Source organism: Candidatus Hydrogenedentota bacterium (assembly GCA_016791475.1).
Taxonomy (GTDB): Bacteria; Hydrogenedentota; Hydrogenedentia; order Hydrogenedentales; family JAEUWI01; genus JAEUWI01.
Window position 1 is genome coordinate 39,352 of the sequence record JAEUWI010000029.1, and the last position, 20,512, is coordinate 59,863.

The 20,512-nt window shown below is 60.3% G+C and carries 14 protein-coding genes; 11 read left to right on the forward strand and 3 right to left on the reverse strand.

Annotation, left to right across the window (positions count from 1 at the left end; genetic code table 11):
- Nucleotides 1–70: 70 nt before the first annotated feature.
- On the reverse strand, nt 71–238 hold the full coding sequence (locus tag JNK74_16065; protein ID MBL7647701.1) for a YqaE/Pmp3 family membrane protein: 168 nt from the start codon (nt 236–238) through the stop codon (nt 71–73).
- A 162-nt stretch (nt 239–400) separates the two neighbouring features.
- Here JNK74_16065 and JNK74_16070 point away from each other — a divergent pair, with 162 nt between their 5' ends.
- From JNK74_16070 to JNK74_16090, 5 genes are all read left to right on the forward strand, one after another.
- Nucleotides 401–1,729: a glycosyltransferase family 2 protein gene (locus tag JNK74_16070; protein ID MBL7647702.1), complete on the forward strand. Its 1,329-nt coding sequence runs from the start codon at nt 401–403 to the stop codon at nt 1,727–1,729.
- Nucleotides 1,730–1,972: 243 nt separating this feature from the next.
- Entirely contained in the window at nt 1,973–4,330 is a 2,358-nt protein-coding gene (locus tag JNK74_16075; protein MBL7647703.1) for a hypothetical protein, read from the forward strand.
- A gap of 63 nt (nt 4,331–4,393) precedes the next feature.
- Nucleotides 4,394–5,677, forward strand: coding sequence for an anaerobic sulfatase maturase (locus tag JNK74_16080; protein ID MBL7647704.1), 1,284 nt, complete (start codon nt 4,394–4,396; stop codon nt 5,675–5,677).
- A 358-nt stretch (nt 5,678–6,035) separates the two neighbouring features.
- Nucleotides 6,036–6,653, forward strand: a complete 618-nt coding sequence (locus JNK74_16085) for a DUF4126 domain-containing protein (protein MBL7647705.1) — start codon at nt 6,036–6,038, stop codon at nt 6,651–6,653.
- Between the two features lie 39 nt (nt 6,654–6,692).
- Nucleotides 6,693–7,592, forward strand: a complete 900-nt coding sequence (locus tag JNK74_16090) for an SRPBCC domain-containing protein (protein ID MBL7647706.1) — start codon at nt 6,693–6,695, stop codon at nt 7,590–7,592.
- A 92-nt stretch (nt 7,593–7,684) separates the two neighbouring features.
- Here JNK74_16090 and JNK74_16095 read toward each other — a convergent pair whose 3' ends face one another.
- Complete coding sequence (locus JNK74_16095) at nt 7,685–9,733, reverse strand: SDR family NAD(P)-dependent oxidoreductase (protein MBL7647707.1); 2,049 nt, start codon at nt 9,731–9,733, stop codon at nt 7,685–7,687.
- Between the two features lie 182 nt (nt 9,734–9,915).
- Nucleotides 9,916–11,184: a zinc-binding dehydrogenase gene (locus JNK74_16100; protein ID MBL7647708.1), complete on the reverse strand. Its 1,269-nt coding sequence runs from the start codon at nt 11,182–11,184 to the stop codon at nt 9,916–9,918.
- Nucleotides 11,185–11,294: 110 nt separating this feature from the next.
- Between JNK74_16100 and JNK74_16105 the strand changes: the two genes are divergently transcribed.
- From JNK74_16105 to JNK74_16130, 6 genes are all read left to right on the forward strand, one after another.
- Nucleotides 11,295–12,089, forward strand: coding sequence for a DeoR/GlpR transcriptional regulator (locus JNK74_16105; GenBank protein MBL7647709.1), 795 nt, complete (start codon nt 11,295–11,297; stop codon nt 12,087–12,089).
- Nucleotides 12,090–12,218: 129 nt separating this feature from the next.
- Nucleotides 12,219–13,556, forward strand: a complete 1,338-nt coding sequence (locus JNK74_16110) for a 2-oxo acid dehydrogenase subunit E2 (GenBank protein ID MBL7647710.1) — start codon at nt 12,219–12,221, stop codon at nt 13,554–13,556.
- A 227-nt stretch (nt 13,557–13,783) separates the two neighbouring features.
- Nucleotides 13,784–16,315: a dehydrogenase gene (locus JNK74_16115; protein MBL7647711.1), complete on the forward strand. Its 2,532-nt coding sequence runs from the start codon at nt 13,784–13,786 to the stop codon at nt 16,313–16,315.
- A 706-nt stretch (nt 16,316–17,021) separates the two neighbouring features.
- The gene (locus tag JNK74_16120) at nt 17,022–17,231 is read left to right on the forward strand and encodes a type II toxin-antitoxin system VapB family antitoxin (protein MBL7647712.1); all 210 of its coding nucleotides are present in this window, start codon (nt 17,022–17,024) and stop codon (nt 17,229–17,231) included.
- Nucleotides 17,228–17,806: a hypothetical protein gene (locus tag JNK74_16125; GenBank protein MBL7647713.1), complete on the forward strand. Its 579-nt coding sequence runs from the start codon at nt 17,228–17,230 to the stop codon at nt 17,804–17,806. Before JNK74_16120 ends, JNK74_16125 begins: the two co-directional genes overlap by 4 nt.
- Before the next feature lie 112 nt (nt 17,807–17,918).
- Nucleotides 17,919–20,480, forward strand: coding sequence for a DUF4838 domain-containing protein (locus JNK74_16130; GenBank protein MBL7647714.1), 2,562 nt, complete (start codon nt 17,919–17,921; stop codon nt 20,478–20,480).
- The last annotated feature ends 32 nt before the right edge of the window (nt 20,481–20,512 follow it).

A 20,512-nucleotide genomic window follows, 5' to 3' on the forward strand; every position in this document is an offset into this window, starting at 1 on the left:
CCACATACTGTATGTACGAGTCTGCTTTATGTTACCAGCACACCGGGGGCATTTTCATCCATCCGGCGGCTCAACTCTCGTTGTTTTCGACCCGGGTGCAGAAAATCATGGCGGCGATCACCCCGGGGATCCAGCCCGCAAGCCAGAGAACGAAGGTCAAGATGATAGGGCCGCAACCTTTGTCATAGACCGCGGCGGGGGGAAGGAGGATGCAAACAAGGGTGCGCAGGAGGCTCATGGCGATTTTTCCTTTCATCGACCGAAATGATGGTGGTCCATACTATACGACCGTCCAGACAGCAGTACAACCGGAATCCGAAGTTATTCGCGGATTCCGGAGTCGAACGCTTCGATCCCGGGCGCATCGCGCTGCTCGCGGTCTGCTATACTTCGCGTCACCATGCGCCCACCCCTTGTCTACGTTATTGTCATTAACTGGAATGGCCGAGAACACCTCGACGCCTGCTTCTCGTCGCTGCTTGCTTCGACCTGCGAGAATGTAGTCTTTCTTCTGGTGGACAACGCGAGCACGGATGGCTCGGCAGGGTACATCCGGGAGCATTTTGGCAACGACCCGCGGGTGGAAATTCTTTCGCTTTCGTCGAATCTGGGCTGGTCCGGCGGAAACAACGCGGGGATTCGTCTGGCGCTGAAGGCCGCCGCGGACTACATTTTCCTTTTGAATAATGACACGGCGACGGAGTCCGGGGCGCTTTCGGCCATGTTGGCGGCGATGGAGACGGATAGCAGCCTCGGGGCTCTTGCGCCGCGCATGGTGCTTTTCGACCAACCCGAGCTGCTCAATTCCGTTGGCTTGAATTTGTCGGTCATTGGCGCAGCGTGGGACCGGGGGATTGGCCGCCTGGACGGTCCGCGCTGGCACGAGCCGATACCGGTTGTCGGCGTTTGTGGCGGCGCCCTGTTTCTGCGGGCCGCCCTGCTGGAACGAACCGGCCTGCTGCCGGAGGATTTTGAGATTTACCTGGATGACCTCGACCTGTGCCTGCGCGTGTGGACGGCGGGTTACACAATTCGGAGCTGCCCCGGAGCGGTTATCCGGCACAAGTTCAGCGCCACCATGGGGCAGGGGGCACGGGCGCGCCACAAGTATTACCTCAACACGCGAAACCGATTTCGGATTGTGCAGCGTCACTTCCCGATGGCGCTCCGCGTCCGCGCCTTCCCGCTCTTGCTGCTGGGTGAGTTGCGCGCCATGGGTCGCGCGGTGCTTTCGGGCGAGGTTTGGCGTGTTCCCGCACATATCAAGGCATGGCGCTCGGCGTTGGCCTATTTACCCGAGGCGCGTCGCTTCCGGCGGACCCGGCAAGCTGCCGGCACGGCACCCTGCTGGCGTCTGGTACTCGATTCGCCGTTATTCTGTCCTCGGATTGTGTTTCCGGAACAGGGATGGTATCCGCCGGTCACGGTCCGTGGGCTGCGACTTCGACCCATGGCCCGCTGCGCAACCCTTGCGTTGGGGCCGGGGCCGTTGCAGGTGTGTCTGGTGAATTGTTATCCTGCACAAGGTCTGGCCCGGCTTTCCCTCTATTCGGAGGATCGTTGCCTGGCGACGCTGGAAACGGCGGACGCGGCGGAGCTGCATATGGATTTTTCAGGCGGGCTGCTGACCTTCCGGACCGAGTCCTCATTCTACTTGGAAGACACGGGCGCCGCACATGATGCGGGGGCCTGGCTTCAGGTGACGCGGGACGGTATTCACCTGGTTTAGTTCGAACGGAAGGTGTTGACCACGGAAGGCCCCGTTGCGTGCATTGGTATAGAGGAAGAGCTTCCCGCAGAACAGCACAGATACCAGGTCGAGATTTCTTAACAGGCCGTTCAGGAGATTCGGTCCAAATCTGTGCGGATCCGGGTGAGTCTGCGGGAAGTTCTTTGATTGCTGTCGGTGACTCGGCCAGTCGTGGTCAACACGATTGCCGTAGTCACGGATAGATGACTAAAGAGTGAATAGATGTCCCAAGATAAAGAACTGACGCGATTCGCCATCGCACTGCGCATTGCCGGCGCTGCCGCGATTGTCGTGGTCGCCGGCCTGCTGGGCTTGGTGGCGGGTCGTCTGAGCGCGCCCGATCTGTTGCCGACACCGTTGCCCGAGGAGGGAGGAGAAAAAACAGCGGAAGGCGCAGCGCCGGGTGCGCCCGTTCCCGGCGAGCCGCCCGCGCCGCTGGAAACGCCGCCCATATTCCTGCAATTGGGCATTGGTCCCGACGCCCTTTGGGATGTGATCGAGGCGGAGGCGGCGTATGCCAGCGGAATCGGCCTCCATCGGTTCATGATTCCCGCGGTCCTGCCCTGGAACGATGGGGAAGCAACAACGGCAACGCTGGACGCCATGAAGCGCCTGCTGGCCATTGACTCCGAGGCGGAGTTCTTATTGCAGGTGGACTTCAATCCGCCGGCGCCCTGGTTCGATACCCACGGGGACGACCGGATGGCCGGCACCGTGGGCGATGTGCCCCTGCCGAGTCCGGCATCGACGCCGTGGCTGGAAGCGTCGCGCGCCGCGTTTGACCGGCTCCGGCAGGCGCTGATCCAGGCGGAACTGGAGTCCTCGGTGAGCGGCTACGCGCTTCAGGGGTTGTTGAACGGCGGCTGGCAGCGGGGGCCGAGTGCGGATACCTCCCCCGCGAACCTGGCGGGATTCCGCGCCTGGCTCGCCCGGACCTATGCCGATGACGCCGCGCTCCAGAAGGCCTGGAAGAATCCCGAGGCCACCCGGGCTGCCGCCGAGATTCCCGTGGAACCGGAAGGCGCGGAATCTCCGGAAATTTTTCATGCATTGGACACGGAGCAGCATTTCGTGGACTACCATCGCTATGCCGCAGAGTCCGTGGCGGATGCGATCGGGGCGCTGGCCGCGCACATCCGGGGCACGGCGGGCGCGGTTCCCGAAATCTGGGCGAACTATGGGCATACTTTTGAGAAGGCCGGGAGCAGCGATGGCCATCTGGCGCTGATCGCGCTGCTGGACAGCGATGTGGACGGATTCGTATCGCCCGTAAGCATGTTGAATCGGGGCATCGGCGCCACGGGCGGCTACATGGGCCCTGTGGACAGCGCCAGGGCCCATGGCAAGACGTGGGTCATTGTGGATGATACGCGGACCGGCATCGCGTGGAACAAGGAGACGGGTCAGATCGAGCAGATACGCGGCCTGCGCGCCGAGGATGTGCACGACGTGCAGCGCCGTAATTTCGCGTTGGCGGCGATGCACGGCCTGACCCTGGTCTGGTCGGACCCCGGTGGTGAGGGTTTCTTTCACGACGATGAGCAGTGGAAGGTCTTCGGCCAGCTTTTCGACGTGTATCAAAAGAATATACTCGCGGGCAGCGCCACGGAGGTGGTCGAGGCCCCGGCGCCTGCGGGTGAAGAAGAGACGGCGACCGAGGAAGGCGCCCCCGAAGAGTCGGCGCCGGTGGAGCCCGTCGATGGAGAAGTAGTGCCCCTTCCGGTTCCCGGTGGGGAAGTGGTTCACCCGACAATCGTCGCGCTCGTCGATGAGGAGTCGCAGTTTCTTACGAAAGATGCAACCGGCATTGACGGTATGGTCATGGCCAATCGTGATGCCATTCTGCAATCGGGGGCGAGTGCCGAATTTTATTTGCTGGATGACCTGCTGGACGAACGAATCTCGCCCGCGCCGGTTTACATTTTCCTCAACGCCTATCACCTCTCGTCCGCGGAAGTGAAAAAGCTTCACGAGCGATTCGCGGCCGAACGCGCGACCGCGATCTGGATTTATGCGCCGGGCTATCTGGACGTGACGATGAACCGGACTAACGTCCGCGATACGGTCGGCATGGAAGTAAAGGTGTTCGGTGAGCCGACGCCGACCGGATCGAAATATGCGCTGGGCGGCGGCCATTGGATTGATGCGCAACAGCCCATCGGTGAGGCACGGCTTCTCAAACCTCTGTTCTATATTGATGATCCGGAAGCGGACGTGCTTGCGAACTTCCAGAAGGACGACAAACCCAGTGTGGCGGTCCGGACCATGGAGGCCGGTTGGACTTCCGTGTTTATCGCGGAGCCGGTCGTTTCGTCGGGGCTGCTTCGGGAGCTGCTGCGAATTCTGGAGCAACCCCTGTTCTTTCGTCCGGGCAAACAGCGTTTTTTCGATACGTCGGTTATCAATGACGGGCTGATCGCCATACACGCGGAACAGTCGGGCGAGCGGATTGTCAATCTTGGACGGTTTTACGACGTTAAAGACCTCTTTGATCCTGAAATCGGTTGGCCCCAGCGCGAGAGCTTTGTACTGGAAATGAGCAAGGGTGAGACCCGACTGCTCCAGTTGAGTCCGCTCTAGTTGAGCGAAAGGCAGCATCTCTTGAGCAGTACTGAATCAGGCCGCCCTGTCGGCTTTCACGTGATGACCAAGCCCTCGGGGCCGCTGTGCAATATCGACTGCAAGTATTGCTTTTACCTCGAAAAGTCCAAGCTTTTTCCGGATGAAAAGCATTGGCGCATGCCCGACGATGTACTGGAGAGCTACATTCGCCAGTATATCGAAGCGCAGGAGACGCCCGAGGTCCAGTTTGCCTGGCAGGGCGGCGAGCCCACCGTGCTGGGCGTTGGCTACTTCGAGAAGGTGGTAGCGTTGCAGGCGAAATACGCCAACGGCAAGTCCATTGCCAACGCGTTCCAGACGAACGGCACGCTGCTGAACGACGCCTGGGGCGAATTCCTCCATCAGCACAATTTCCTCGTGGGCCTTTCCATCGACGGGCCGCAGGCCATCCACGATGCCTACCGCGTGGACAAACAGGGCAAGCCGACCTTCCACAAGGTCATGCGCGGCATGGAGATTCTGAAGAAGCACAAGGTGGAGTTCAACACCCTTACGTGCGTTAACCGAAAGAACGCCACCCAGGCCCTCGAAGTCTATCGCTTTCTCCGCAAAGAGGGCAGCGGTCACATGCAGTTCATCCCGATTGTGGAGCGCCGCGCGGAGGGATGCGGAAACAATGAACTGGAGTTGGTACTGCCGAGCGCGCCGATGGAGGCGAAAGTAACCGCGTGGTCCGTGCGCCCCGACGAATTCGGCCAGTTCATGAGCAACATCTTCGACGAATGGGTGCGCCACGACGTGGGCAAAGTCTTCGTCCAGACTTTTGAAGTATCACTCATGGCGTGGATGGGGATGGAGCCGAATCTGTGCATCTTCCAGAAGGAATGCGGCCTCGGATTGGCCCTGGAGCACAACGGCGATCTGTATTCCTGCGATCACTTCGTTTACCCGGAGCACCAGCTCGGCAATATCATGGAAAAGACCATCGCCGAAATGGTTTCTTCGTCCCAACAGCAGCAGTTCGGCAAGGACAAACTGGAGACATTGCCGAAGTACTGCCTCAATTGCGACGTGCGCTTCATCTGCAACGGCGACTGCCCGAAACACCGCTTCACCACGACCCCGGATGGCGAAGAGGGCCTGAGCTACCTCTGTGCGGGTTACAAGGCCTTCTTTCATCACATCGACCCCTACATGAAAATCATGGCGAAAGAACTCCGAGCCGGACGCCCCGCCACATCCATCATGGCCTACGCCCGCCAGCAGGATTTGGCGGCGGCGGGCCAGAAGACGCCGGGGCCGAACGATCTTTGCATCTGCGGCAGCAGCAGGAAGTATAAGAAGTGCTGCGGCCGCGGGCGGTGAATTGCAGAATCTCTTCGCGTGTCAGGTTTCACGATTTTCGCGTGAACATACAAGAAAGCGCGCAAGCTGGGAGCGCCGGCATCCCTGCCGGCACGTGCCCGACGGGCACGATCCTTTTTGACTTTGTTTGCCTTCGGCACACGTGCCGGCAGGGATGCCGGCGCTCCCAGCTTGCGCATCTTTGTTGATGACTTGTAGTCAGTTGTGGTGGCTCCATTCAACCGCCTCACCATCCTTACGAATAAAAACACCTTTCCGACGGTACCCCATTCGACGCCATTCAACCATTGCAACCCGGCGAGCTTCGCGCTATCATCGAGTCATCGGTCCAGGCAGCAAAACCACAGGTAACCTTCCCATGGAAGCAATCACCCTCATCGGAACCATCTTCGGACTCGGCTTCGTCTCCGGATTGAATCTTTACGCCACCGTGCTCACCGTCGGCCTGATCGTTCGGCTGAATCTCATGACCCTGCCGGAATCCATGCAGGACCTCGCGATCCTCGGCCACCCCACGGTCATGATCGTCGCGGGCGTGCTCTTCGCGATTGAGTTCGTGGCCGACAAGATCCCGTGGGTAGATTCCTCGTGGGACAGCGTACACACCCTGATTCGTCCCGTGGGCGCCGCAGTCGTGGGCGGCTACGCCCTCACGGGAGCCGACCCCGCCACGGAGACCGCCCTGGCCCTCGCCTGCGGCGGCGTGGCGCTGACGAGCCACACGGCCAAAGCGGGGACGCGCGTCATGGCCAACGCCAGCCCCGAGCCATTCTCCAATACTTTCCTGAGTCTCTTTGAAGACGTGATCGTGGTGGTGGGCGTTGGTCTGACCTTCATGCTGCCGCTGATCATGCTCGCGATGGTGATCTTGTTCATCATGGTGTTTATCTGGCTTTCGCCCAAGTTCTACAGGGTAATCAAGGGCGGTGCGGGCAGAGTGCGTGGGGTGTTGGGCAAGCGTGGCGGTCCCGCCTGAGGGCAATAGTCGTGCCCCGTACAATGAAGGAATGCGAATGTGGATCTAGGGGAATATAGTTCGACACAGGTGATCCGACGCTTTAACGTTTCTCCCGAAAAGGTATTTGATGCCTGGCTTGACAAAAGCCTGTTGGGGAAATGGCAACTCGTGGCGCTATATCCAGATACAGCACGATTGGACGTGGACGCACGTGTCGGAGGCGGATATCGATTCAGCGAATGGATCTGGGGAGAGGAATATGTGCAACTGGGAACATACGTTGAGATTGAACGACCCAAGCGCTTGATCATTGACGAATCCTTCCCAAAACACGGTGGAAACACGGGGCGCGTGATGGTGGAGATAGCCCCCAGACAGGAAGGCTGTGATCTAACTGTGACCGTGGGAACACCTTCAAGCGAGGGGAGTCAGTATTCGATTCGGTACGGCTGGGCGATCATGCTGGAGAAACTCGCATCAACCCTGACTTCCATCGAAGCTGCCGATACAAGTGCGAACCCAGACCCTCGTATCGCCCGCGCCACGCGCCACATTAAGGCTGCCCCTGAACACGTTTTCGATGCCTGGCTCGATCCCGATCTCCTGGGCCAGTGGATGTTCGGTCCGGATGTGCGGGACGAGGAAATCCTGCACCTCAAGGTGAATCCGAAGGTTGGGGGATCGTTCTCGTTTCTGGTGCGGCGCGGGGATATGGAAATCGACCACATCGGCGAGTACCTGGAGATTGACCGTCCTCTATGGCTGGTCTTTACCTGGGGCGTGCGTCAGGACGAAGGCACGGAGTTCAGCCGCGTGGAGGTTGAGGTGGCGCCGATCGAGGGGGGAAGTGAGCTGAAAATCAGCCAGGTACTGACTCCCAAGTGGGCTGACTTCGTTGATCAAGCCCAGGGCGCCTGGCAGCGCATGGCCGATGCGCTGGCGCGGCTGGTGGAGTAGAACAAGATAGTTTTCGCCGCGAATGAACGCAAAGAGCGCAAAGATATCTAATCTTTGCGCTCTCTGCATGCTGTTTGGTTAATCTCTTTGTTTTACGACAGCATCGTTTGCCCGCCGGTGACGGGCAGGGCCTGGCCGGTTTCGTATTGCTGCTGGACGAGGTAGACGATGGCGCGCAGAACGTCCGGGCCGGTGCAGCCGCGACGCATGGGGACTTTCGCTTCGTAGAAGTGCTTCACGTCGTCGATGGTTTTGGCGCCGGGCACTTTACCCGAGTTCAGGTACTGCACGAAGAGGCCCTTCTCCGGGTCGGACCAGAGGGGGCCGTCGAAGAAGTTGCCGGGGCACACGCTGTTGACCTTGATGCCGTCTTCCACGAGCTCCAGCGCGAAGGATTGGGTCAGGCCGATGCCGCCGAACTTGCTGCCCGCGTAGGCGCCATTCTTGTTGGATCCTTCGAGGCCGGACTTGGAGTTAATCTGGACGATGTCGCTCAGGTAGCTCGGTTTCGCGCGGTGCTGGCGGGCCATGATGGGCGCGGCGTTCTGCACGCAGAGGAAATAGCCCTTGTAGTTCACATTGGTGACGAAATCGAAATCGGCTTCGGGGAGCACTTTTACGCTGCCCGCCTTGAGCACGCCCGCGTTGGCCACGAAGAGATCGAAGCCGCCGTAGTTTCGCACCACCTGATGCAGGGCCTCGGCGATGCTTGCCCCATCGGTGACGTTCATGGCGAAACCCAGCGCACGGCCCGCGCCAAACTCTTTCGCCACACCCTCCGCAGCCGTCTGCGTTCCAGCGGCATTGATATCCGCCAGGACCACATGGGCGCCTTCCGCCGCGAGTCCCTTGGCGATCTCCAGGCCGAAGCCCTGCGCCGCACCCGTGACCACGGCGATCTTGCCTTCCACCTGGCCCTTCGCGCGGCCGGCGGAGGCCACCTTCCGGCGGTAGTTCTCCACTTCCCAGTTTTCGATGAAGTCGCGGTCAACCTTGGTCATGTATTCCACCGCGCTGAACTGGCGTGCACCCGCCATGATCTTGATATCGTCGATATAGATATCACGCACGGTGGCGGCGTCTTTATACGTGTCTCCCACGGTGAACATCCCGAGACCCTGCACCAGAATAACCAGTGGCGCGAAGTGGGTCTGCTCGGTGTGCGTGGCGACGGCGTTGCGCAGGTAGGTCGCGGTTTCCGCTTCGCTCGCCGTGGGGTCGCAGGCCACCCAGAGGGGAAAGGACTTGCAGTACACGATCTGGTCCGGAATCATGGGGCCGCCCGCTGCGGTTTCCTGGCCGTTGACGCCACCGACGAAGGCTTTCACAATCTCGGAGTCGTCGAAGGTCACGACCTTGAGCGCCGGGCTGTCGGAGAGGAGGCCGCGCAGTGTGGGCCCGATGATGTTGATGAGATTGCGCGCGTGTTCGTCTTTCAGCATGGAGATTACGCCGAAGGGCACGGGGGAGAGCTCGCCCAGGGCAGTTTCAATCGTCGCGATGACGCGGTCCGTCTTTTCCTTGATCTCTGCCGGGGTCTCGCCGCTGATGATCAGTCCATGGTTGCCCATGAAGACCGCTTCCGGCTCAGCCTTGCCCGTGCGAGAGGTGTATTCCGCCATGGCGTCGAAAAGGGCCTTGGAGAGGATGAAGCCGGGCGTCACATAGGGCAGCCAGAGCACGCGATCACCGAACAACTTCGCGGCGATATCCTGTCCGCCCTTGGCGCACGTAATCATGTTCACAATGGTGGAGTGGGTGTGGACCACGAAGGTGCCGGGCATGAGATTGTGGAGCACGCACTCGACCGAAGGGCGCTGGCCCAGCTCCGGGTGGAGGCGGGCCGCCATGACGGCATCCTTGAACTGGGCCTCGCGCGTGTCGATGTCGCTGCTCAGTTCCGACTTGAGGAGCGCATCCAGCGCGTCGCGATCCATTTCGACGAAGCCCTTCTCGGTGATATCGGCCAGGGAGGAGCCGCTGCCCTTGACCTGTAGGCGGTTGCCGATTTTGACGGAGGTGTTGCCGCCGCCCGCGATGACAAAGCTCGGGTCGGTGCCGTAGTACCGGGAAAGGGCGACGAGCTGGTCCATGGGCGTCGTGAGTGCGGAAAAATCGGGCCAGGCGAGGGGGGAGGACATGGTGTTGGGGGCTCCGAAGAATGGTTAGAATAAGGGGATTGGACATAGCGCGGTTTCTAGCCGCAGCGAAGAATTCTATCAAGCGTGCCACGCGATCCGGCGTTGCCGGATCGCGTGGCACGACCGAGGATTATTTGAAACGGGGAGCGACTCACTTGCACAGGTCGCTCCCCTGGAAAAAATTACCCAATAACCGGCGCATTCGCCATCAGATACGCTTCCGCTTCAAGCGACCAGAGGCCATTGTTGGCCGCGGTGATCTCCGCCAGCTTCGCGTAGAAGGGGTCGTTCTTGCCGAGTTCCGGCAGGTCCCACAGGGCGAAGAGGGGCAGGTTCTTCGTGGTGTAGATGAGCTTCTTGCCGCCGGGGATCTTCGGCAGGTTTTCGGTCGTCTCGGCGGAGGCGTTCAGGCCACCGATGTGGGTCACCATCACCGCCGGCTTCAGCTTGCCTTCGCTCATGTACTTCAGCGCGATGCGCATGTCGTTCGTGTCGCCGCCGCTGTTCGCCGCCACGTGGTGGGCCGCATAGTGCACGTCGTAGAAGTTGATCGTCGCCTTGAACTCCGTGTCCGTCGGACCCGCGAAGAAATTGAGGCAGCCGTTCACGCCCATGATGGCGCTCGCCTGCTCAATCAATCCGGCCACGGGCGCGAAGACGAACACGTCCGCATAGCCCTTGCCGCCGGTGATGTCTTTCATGTCCTGCACGGGGTTGCCGCCACCGGTGTTTACATAGTGCAACTCCACGCCGTTCGCCTTGGCATCCGCCACGGTGAAGAGAGACGCCGCCCGATCCAGGCGGGCCTGATCAATATCCGTCACCACGAGAATCTTCGGCTTGTTCGGGCCGTGAAGCGCATAGTCGATTGCGCCCAGGCCCATGGGGCCCGTGCCGCCGAGGAGGGCCATGTTGCCGTTGGTGTCGATGCCCATCTGGTGGACGTAGGACCCGTGCTCGAAGTGGTACTGCACATTGAAGCCACCCACGATGCAGGAAACGGGCTCGGCCAGGGATGCCTGGAAGTAGCCTTCACCGTCATAGGAAAGCAGACAATCCTGCTCCATAACCTCACGGGGGATGATCACGTGGGTTGCGTGCCCGCCCAGGTAGGGGAAGGAGTAGCCCGGCGCGTCGAATTCGCGGCCGGGAATGTTCAGCGCGGGCTGAAGGCTGTACTTCGCGCCGACCTTCACCAGGTCCTTGTGCTTAGCACCCACTTCCACAATCTCGCCGCACATCTCGTGGCCCAGGATTATGGGCTTTTCCTTCAGGTTGTTCGGAACGCGCTTGTGATCCGAGCCCTGCTGCACGATCTTATAGTCCGACATGCAGATGCTGTTCGTCTTGACGGTGGCCAGGATCTCGTCGTCCTTAAGAGCAGGCAAATCAAACACTTCCAGCCGAAGATCGTGTTTGTCATAGAGGCGGAGTGCGCGGGTCTGGGTCATGATGTGTTAGCTTCCTGTTGTTTTTATGTGAAGGAGTTTGATTATTTGTGATTGATTTCTTCCGAAAATATAGTATAAACTCTCACTAAGTTTCAAGGACTATCTTTTGTATGCCTACTGCCCAGATTCATAAGACACGGGAAATCGCTGCGGAGCGCGTGGACAGGCTGCGTGCTATTCTACGCGAAAACGCGATTGTCCGGGTAGATGAACTCTGCGCGACGCTTCAGGTTTCTCCTGCCACGGTCCGGCGCGATCTGGAAGAGCTGGAGCGCCTCGGTGAGGCCCGTCGCGTTCATGGCGGCGCGGTTTCGGTGGGGGAGAAGCGCTATGAAGAGCCCTTCTTCGACGACAAGGCCGCCTTCGCCAAATCGGAGAAGCAGCGGATCGCCCGTAAGGCCCTGGAATTGATTGCGCCCCGCGACACGATCTATCTCGACGGCGGCAGCACGGCGTTGGAACTCGCGCGACTGCTGCGCGACTACGGCGGCGCGATCACCATCGTGACGAATTCTCTGCGCGCGGCCACCGAACTCGCGGGCAGCGGACCTCAGTTGATCCTCATTGGCGGCGAGTTGCGCCGCTTGAGCCAGACGATGGTCGGGCCGCTAACGCGCCTGATGTTGGAACCGATGCATATCGACAAGGCCTTTATGGGCACCATCGGCCTCTCGCTGAAAGCGGGCCTTACCACGACCGATGCGGGCGAAGCCTACACCAAAGAATTGGTGATGGAGCGGGCGAGCGAGGTCATTCTTCTCGCCGACAGCAATAAAGTAGGCGTGGTGACCTTCGCCCAGGCGGGCAAGTTGTCTCAGTTAGATGTGCTGGTGACGGATGCGCCCCTGCCGCGTGATTATGAAGAGTATTGTGAAGCGAATGACGTTCGGGTGATGGTGGCGTAGTAAAGCGGGAGCGCGGGTTTTCCTACCCGCGTATCGTGTGCCAAAGGCACACGATGTACACGGACAAGAAAGTCCGTGCTCCCGGGCGTCGCTTTTGAATGAGTCTAGAACAGGAAGACAGGAAACCCAATGCACGAAATTAAACTCCCCCAACTGGGACAGAGCGTGGAAGAGGCCGAAATCACGCAGTGGCTGAAGAAGGAAGGCGACACCATCGCATTGGGCGAGCCGATCTTCACCATCCAGACCGACAAGGCCGAAATCGAATGTGAATCCACCGCCGCCGGCGTACTTCGCAAGATCATCATCGCCGAGGGGATCGAAGTGCCCGTGCTGACCGTGGTCGCGCTGGTGGGCGATGCGAACGAAGCCCTGCCGGATCTCCCCGGTGCCCCGGCAGCCGCCCCTGCGCCTGCGGCCGCGCCAGTTGCCGCGCCGGCTCCCGTGGCTGCTCCTGCTCCAGTTGCCGCGTCCACGCCGGTGGCCGAAGTGCCCGCGGCCAACGCCGGTGGCGCCATCTCGCCACGCGCGCGCTCCGCGGCGGATCGCCTCCATATCGATTCCTCTTTCGTCGCCGGTACGGGCCCCGAAGGTCGCATCATCGAAGAAGACGTGCTGGCTTACAGCGAAAAGCGAGACGCGGTACGCTCCACCCCAACCGCCCGCAAGATCGCCCGCGAGCATGGCATCGACATCACCACGGTGGCCCCCGGCGGCGCGACGGGCCGAGTGGAAAAGGACGATGTACTCGCTGCGGCCTCTGCTGCACCCGCAGTCCCGGCGGCCCCAGTGTCCCTGCCCGCGACGACCGGCGAGCGCGTACCCCTTACGCCCATGCGCAAGATCATTGCCCAGCGCATGGTGGAGAGCAAGTTTGGCGCGCCCCATTTCTACATCACCGTGGAAGTGGACATGAAGGAGGCCGTGGCCTTCCGTGGCGCTCTGCCGAACTTCAAGCCCTCCTTCAACGACCTCGTCATGCGCGCCACGACCCGGGCCATCCAGGCCTTTCCCGTGGTGAACGCCAAGTGGCTCGGCGACGCCATTGAAATGCGCAGCACCATCAACCTGGGCTTCGCTGTGGCGCTGCCCGCCGGACTCATTGTGCCGGTAGTGAAGGGGATCGAGACGAAGTCCCTGCAGGACATCAGCCGCGACTGCAAGGCCCTGGTGGAGAAGGCCAAGACCGGCAAACTCACGCCGGATGATTACCAGGGCAACACCTTCACGGTGTCGAACCTCGGTGCTTTCGGTGTGGACCACTTCACGGCCATCATCAACCAGCCCGACAGCGCAATCCTGGCCATCGGCCAGATCAAGGACCGCCCGGTGGTTATCGACGGCGGCATCCAGGTGCGCCCGATCATGAAGCTGACCCTGAGCAGCGATCACCGTGTTATCGACGGGGCCGTCGCGGCGCAGTTCATGGGCCACCTGAAGACCCTGCTGGAGACGGCGGATTTTTGAGAAAGAGTTTAACCGCAAATTAACGCAAATTTGTTGGTTTCTTAGCCCCGCAGGGGCGACATAGCGTAGTCCGCCGCAGGCGGATGAAGCGAGGTACGAGCGGAACCCTGGGGACACAAGTTAAAAAGTTTGTTTGAGCCCTGAAAGGGCGGCACAGAGATTTTCATCCGCGCACCAAACCGCGCGAAAACGATATTGCAACGTTAAACCAAAACAAGGAACCACCCATGCCCAAGCCCCTCATGGTCGTGCCGGAAGTAGTCCGGAAATCCGACTACGTCAAGATCGGCGACATCCCCGTCAACGCCTACAAGAAATCCGTCAAAGACGAGCTGAAGAGCAACAAGGCCATCACGCCCGAGCGTCTGCTCCGCGCCTACCGCGACATGGTGGTCATCCGCGAATTCGAGAACATGCTCGACAGCATCAAAAAGACCCAGAGCTACCAGGGCATCAACTACAACCACGCCGGCCCCGCCCACCTTTCCACCGGGCAGGAAGCCGCCGCCGTGGGCGAGTGCTTCCACCTCGCGGTGAACGACCACATCTTCGGCAGCCACCGCAGCCACGGCGAAGTGATCGCCAAGGGCATGCGCGCCATCGACGAGCTGCGCGACACCGGCCTCCAGGGCATCATGGAAAGCTTCTGGGATGGGCGCATCCTTCGCATCGTCGAGAAGAACGAGCCCGACTGGACGGGCCTCAAGGCGGGGAAGAAAGACGCCCTCAGCACCGTCGACAAGGAGGAACTCGGCATCGACTTCTTGCTCTACGGCCTACTCGCCGAGATCTTCGGTCGCGAGACCGGCTTCAACAAGGGCATGGGCGGTTCCATGCACGTGTTCTTTACACCCTTTGGCATCTATCCGAACAACGCCCTCGTGGGTGGCAGTGCCGACATCGCCACGGGCTCTGCGCTCTTCAAGAAGGTGCAGCAGGCCGGCGGCATCACCATTGCCAACATCGGTGACGCCTCCATGGGCTGCGGCCCGGTGTGGGAAGCCCTCGGCTTTGCCTCCATGGGCCAGTTCACCCGCCTGTGGGAGAAGGACTTCCGCGGCGGCCTGCCCATCGTCTTCAATTTCATGAACAACTTCTACGGCATGGGCGGCCAGCCCATCGGCGAGACCATGGGCTTTGATCGACTGGCCCGCGTGGGCGCGGCGGTGAATCCCGATTGCATGCACGCGGAATGCGTGGACGGCAACAACCCCCTCAGCGTGGCGGATGCCTACCAGCGCAAGCTGGAATTGCTCCATGCGGGCAAAGGGCCGGTCCTGCTCGATGTGCAGTGCTACCGCCAGACCGGCCACTCCCCGAGCGACCAGTCTTCCTACCGCGAGCGTGAAGAGATCGAGATGTGGCGCAAGGTCGACCCCATTGTCGAGTTCGGCGGCAAGCTGGTAGATGCCGGCGTCGCCACCCAGGCCGATCTGGACGCGGTCCAGGCCTATGCCACTCGCAAATGCACCAAGGCCTGCCGCCTCGCGGTGGACTGCGATCACTCGCCGCGCCTGGCCCTCGGTGTTCGCACTGGGATCGCCCCGATCATGTTCAGCAATGAAATCGATGCCGCCCTGCCCGGCCTGCGCCGCAAGGACGACGTGAACATTCCCATGGAAGAGATTCCCCGAGTCAAGTCCATCGCGAAGAAGTCCCGCAAGGGTATCGACGAGACCGGCGCGGTGCTCAAGGGCACCAAGGCCGTAACCTACGGCGAAGCCATCTTCGAAGCCGTCGTGCACCACTTCTACAACGACCACCGTCTGGTGGCCTATGGTGAAGAAAACCGCGACTGGGGCGGCGCCTTCGCCGTGTACCAGGGTCTCACCGAAGCCCTGCCCTATCACCGTCTCTTCAACTCGCCCATCTCCGAAGCGGCCATCGTGGGTACCGGCGTGGGCTATGCCCTCGAAGGCGGCAAGGCCCTGGTGGAGCTGATGTATTGCGATTTCCTCGGCCGGGCCGGTGATGAAGTATTCAATCAGATGTCCAAATGGCAGGCCATGTCCGGCGGCTACTGCAAGATGCCCATCGTACTGCGCGTGTCCGTCGGCAACAAGTATGGCGCCCAGCACTCCCAGGACTGGACCGCCCTCTGCGCCCACATCCCCGGCCTGAAAGTTGTGTTCCCCGCCACGCCCTACGACGCCAAGGGCATGATGGCCACCGCCCTCAGTGGGAATGATCCGGTGGTGTTCTTCGAGAGCCAGCGCCTCTACAGCAGCCAGACCGAGACGGTCCACCCCGAAGGCGTGCCTGCGGAATACTACCGCGTGCCCATCGGCGAACCCTTCGTGGCGAAGGAAGGCAAGGACCTCACCATTCTCACCTTCGGCGCGACCCTCTACCGCGCGCTGGACGCCGCGAAGCAGCTCGAAGAGCAGCACGGTATCTCCACCGAAGTCATCGACGGACGCAGCCTGGTACCCTTCGACTACTCCACGCTCTACCAGTCCGTGAAGAAGACCGGCCGCCTCATCCTCGCGAGCGACGCCTGCGAACGCGGCAGCTTCATGCACACTATCGCTTCGCAGATCAGCACCATGGCCTTCGACCACCTCGACGCGCCCCCGGTCGTCCTCGGCGCCTACAACTGGATCGTGCCTCCGGCGGAAATGGAAGACGAATACTTCCCGCAGCCCTTCTGGTTTCTGGACGCCTTCCACACCCACATCAAGCCCCTGCCCGGCTACACGCCCACGCTGAACTTGAGCGCGGGCGAGATGATCAGCCTGTCCAAGATGGATGTGTGCTGAAGGTAGCGCGCGATAGCTGAAGATTAGAACGGGCCGCCCGACTGGACGGCCCGTTTTTATAATGTCGGGGTCACGGGCGGCTCAGACCAATCAGAAGCAAGCATCCGATCGGTCCTGTCCGTCCTATCCGTCCAATTCGTGACTTGGCCTCCTTGACAGAATACTCCGCCTCGGCTAGGATGAAGTTGCTGGCAACGAATACAAGTGATCACGATGGCCGACTACGACGTACGCGGAAGATGCGGCGGAGTTGTATAGTGGCTTAAAGCGATTAAATCAGCCCAAAGAAAGGGGGCCAAACCATGACCTATCAAGGCCACATTGAATCAGGCAAGGTCGTGTTCGACGAGCCCGTCCAATTGGTCGAGGGTGCCCGGGTTCGCGTCGAATTATTTCCGGTAGATCATGACACAGTGCCTCCCTCCACCGGAAAGACGCTGGCGGAGGAACTCGCCAGCGTAATCGGCAGGGCGAGTGGACTTCCCGGGGATAGTTCCGAGAACCACGACAGATACCTTCGGGACGAACACTCGGCGTGAAAGCCGTCTTCGTGGACACGTCATTCTACCTCGCGCTGCTGGATCCGGGAGACCAATGGCACAAATAGGCGCCAAGACCCTCCAAGGCGGAAACTGACGCGCAAGAGCTTGCGGACTTACCGATGCTGGGTAACATTCGGGGGCTCGCTTGTCTGAGATAGAAATTCATGAGAATTGCTCTCGAAATAGATGACAAACTCTTCCAAAGCGCGGCGCAACTTCTGGGCACGGACGACCACTCGACGGTGATTAATGCCGCGCTCCAGGTCCTCGTGGAACGCGAAAGCGCGCGACGGCTTGTGAATCTCGGCGGGAGCGATCCTGATATGAGCGTAATTCCTCGTCGGCGCACGCCAAAGGGGCCACCGAGCACATGATTGTCCTCACCATCGTTCTGGTCGTTTTTGGTGTATTTATCCAAGTTATTAGCGCCCTCTCAGGGCTCATCTGCCGGAAACGGCCTACGGACGTGAGCGAGAGCTTCTCGCCCATCCTTGTCCCGCTGCTTGGGCCTCTGTCGCTTACACTCGCGATAATCCTGAACAAATGGCCGTGGTGGCTGATACTGATCGCCTGTATGACCGATCTCGGAACACTGGTTCTTCTCTGGTATCTCCCGGCAATCATCAGGGAAGAGTCGAAAACATCCCGCTTCACTTGCGTAATGCGACTTAAAGGCAGGTTTGACAATGCGCATACCGTCTTGACCTTCCATACTTCTGGAAAATACAGCCTGCAAAAGCGATGGAGTCGCCCCTTAAAAGAGGGCGATGCCATTGAGACGGGAGAATTGGGCACGTTTGCGGAAACCACCGATGGCTATGCCTTGACTTCGGATGAGGGGATTAAGCGAGATTTGGTTCGCGATGGAAAGGCATACCGCGTGAAACTCGAATCCGAATTGCCGGAGCGGTGTCCATATCTTTCGATTGCAGGTTGGATACTTGTTTGAGAATGATAGGTAGCATCTGAGCGAGGCCGTTCTCTGCAAATGAGCCAGTTCGCATCATCGCATTTTACCGCGATGCCCTGCTAAGATGCTCCCGCTATAAGGAGAGCTCCCCATGACCAAGTTGTACCCCCTCATCACCCTTTCCCTCACCCTGCTCGCGGCCATGAGCGTCCCCGCCGCGGAGCCATCCTCCACCTACCTCCGGGACTGGCTGCTGCTTGGTCCCATTGCCACGGAAGGAAAACTGCCCGAAGCGGGCGATCTTTTTCATCTCCAGGGCTTTGACCGGAATTACTTCGAGGCCCAGGGCGAGGAAGGGGCCGTGAAGCCTGTCGCCGGGCAGAAGGTGGTTTTTCCCGGAGGGGAGGCCGTGTGGACGGCCCATAATTCGTCCACGGATGATGTCAATTTGAGCGCCATCTTCGGCAAGATCGACCTGAATCTCGCCTATGCCTTCACGGAGATTAAGTCCGACGCCGATACGGCGGCGGTACTCTCGCTGGGGAGCAATGATGGTTGCCGGGTGTGGCTGAATGGGGAGGTCGTTTTTGATCACGCGGGGGCGCGGGGTCTGGTCCTGGATGGCGACCAGGTGCCCGTTCTGCTGAAAAAGGGCAGCAACGCGCTGCTCATCAAGGTTGAAGATCAGGGGAACGACTGGGGTTTCTCCTGCCGCTTTCTTCCCTTTGCCCAGGACGACTTTTCGAGTCGGATTAACCTTTTCGAGGCGGGTCAGAAGGGGGAAGAGCCCGCGTCGCTTACCTTCACTGCACCGGCCTCCCTGTTGGGCAATGTGGTTCTCGGCGCGGACCTGGAACTGCGCCGCGCTACGGATCAGACGGTGCTCTGGACGGGGCCGTGGAACGTGAATGAAGTTATGGAGCTGCCCGTGGACAGTTCCGAGTTCGGCCAGTATGTATTGAACGTAAAGACCAAACTCGCGGGCAGCCTGGCGGCCTATTACTCCATGGCCTTCACTGCGGGCACGCCCGTAGACCACCCCCTGTTTGCCAATGGCGCGAGTGACTACGTCATTGCGGTGGATGCGGCGGCTTCGGAGTCCGAGGTGTGGGCCGCGAAGGAGCTCCAGCACTGGCTGGCCGAGATCAGCGGCGTCACGCTGCCGGTTGTCGCACCCGGCGAAGTGGGGGAGAAGCCTGCCATTGCCATTGGCTGGAATGACCTCACCGCGAAATTGGCGGAGAAGGACGCGAAGGCGCCCGAAGTCCACGATGAGTCCTTCATTTATCACAACAACGGTGCGAACATCGCAATCTACGGTGGCAGTCAGCGCGGCACGATGTATGGCGTGATGGCCTTCCTGGAAAACGAATTGGGCGTTCGTTTTTACACACCGAAAGTTACCGTGGCTCCCAAGCGGGAAAGCTATGCCTTCCGCCTGCTGCGCTTTGCCGACAAGCCGGGCATCCGCGTGCGGAATGACTTCTATTTCGAAGCCTTCGACCCGATCTGGGCCGCGCACAACCGGGGCAACGGCGCCATGGGTACGCGCGTGCAGCCGGGCGGGGTGGAGGGCTACTGGGCGGTCCACACCTTCTATCCGCTCCTGCCACCGGAAGAGTTCTTCGAGGCCCATCCCGAGTGGTACAGTCTTATCGACGGCGAGCGCACCCATGACCGCGCCCAGCTCTGCCTGACGAATCCGGAAGTGCTGGACATGCTGACCGAGCGCCTGAAACAGCGCATGCGGGAGAATCCCGACAACCTGATCTATTGCGTCTCGCAGAACGACTGGCACGGTGCGTGTCAGTGCGACAACTGCCAGGCCATTGCGACGCGCGAAGAGAGCGAGGCCGGACCGGTCGTCTGGTTTGTGAATCAAGTGGCCGAACGCATCGAGAAGGAGCTTCCGGACAAGTACGTGGGCACGCTGGCCTACCAGTACACGCGCAAGCCCCCGAAGACCATCAAACCCCGGGACAATGTGGTCATCCGCTTCTGCAGCATCGAGTGTTGCTTCGCCCATGATTTCCTCACCTGTCCGCAGAATGTGTCCTTTGTGGAGGACATGAAAGGCTGGGCGGCGAAGGCGAAAAACATCTATATCTGGGACTACGTGGTCAGCTTCAGCAACTACGTCATGCCTTTCCCGAACTTTGCCGTGCTGCAGCCAAACATCCAGACCCTGCGCGACCACAACGCCATTGGCATCATGGAGCAGGCGGCCTACCAGAGCCGTGGCGGCGACTTCTCCGAGCTGAAGGCCTACCTGATTTCCAAGCTCCTCTGGAATCCGGATGTCGAGGTAGAACCCATCATCGACGACTTCATGTACGGCTTCTACGGCCGTTCAGGGCAGTACATCCGGGAGTATTTCGACCTCGCCCAGAATCTGGTCACGCCAGATACGCACTTCATGATCTGGATCCAGCCGAATGATCCCCTGTATAACGAGGAGTTCATCAAGGAGGCAGGAGCGATTTTCGATCAGGCCGAGCGCGTCGCGGACAACCCCGAGATCCTGGCGCGTGTAGAAATGGCGCGCCTGCCCCTGCTCTACTTGAAGTGCCGGCGGACGCCGAAAGACGCCATCCGCGATGGCTCGTATGACCGGCTGCTCAAAATCATCGAGCGGGAAAACGTTACCCACTTCGCGGAAGCGGGCCAGCCCCATCTCGAGGCCTTCCTCGCCGAGATGGAGGCCCAGCGATAGCCTGTTGACCAGCAAGAGACATGGGACGGATG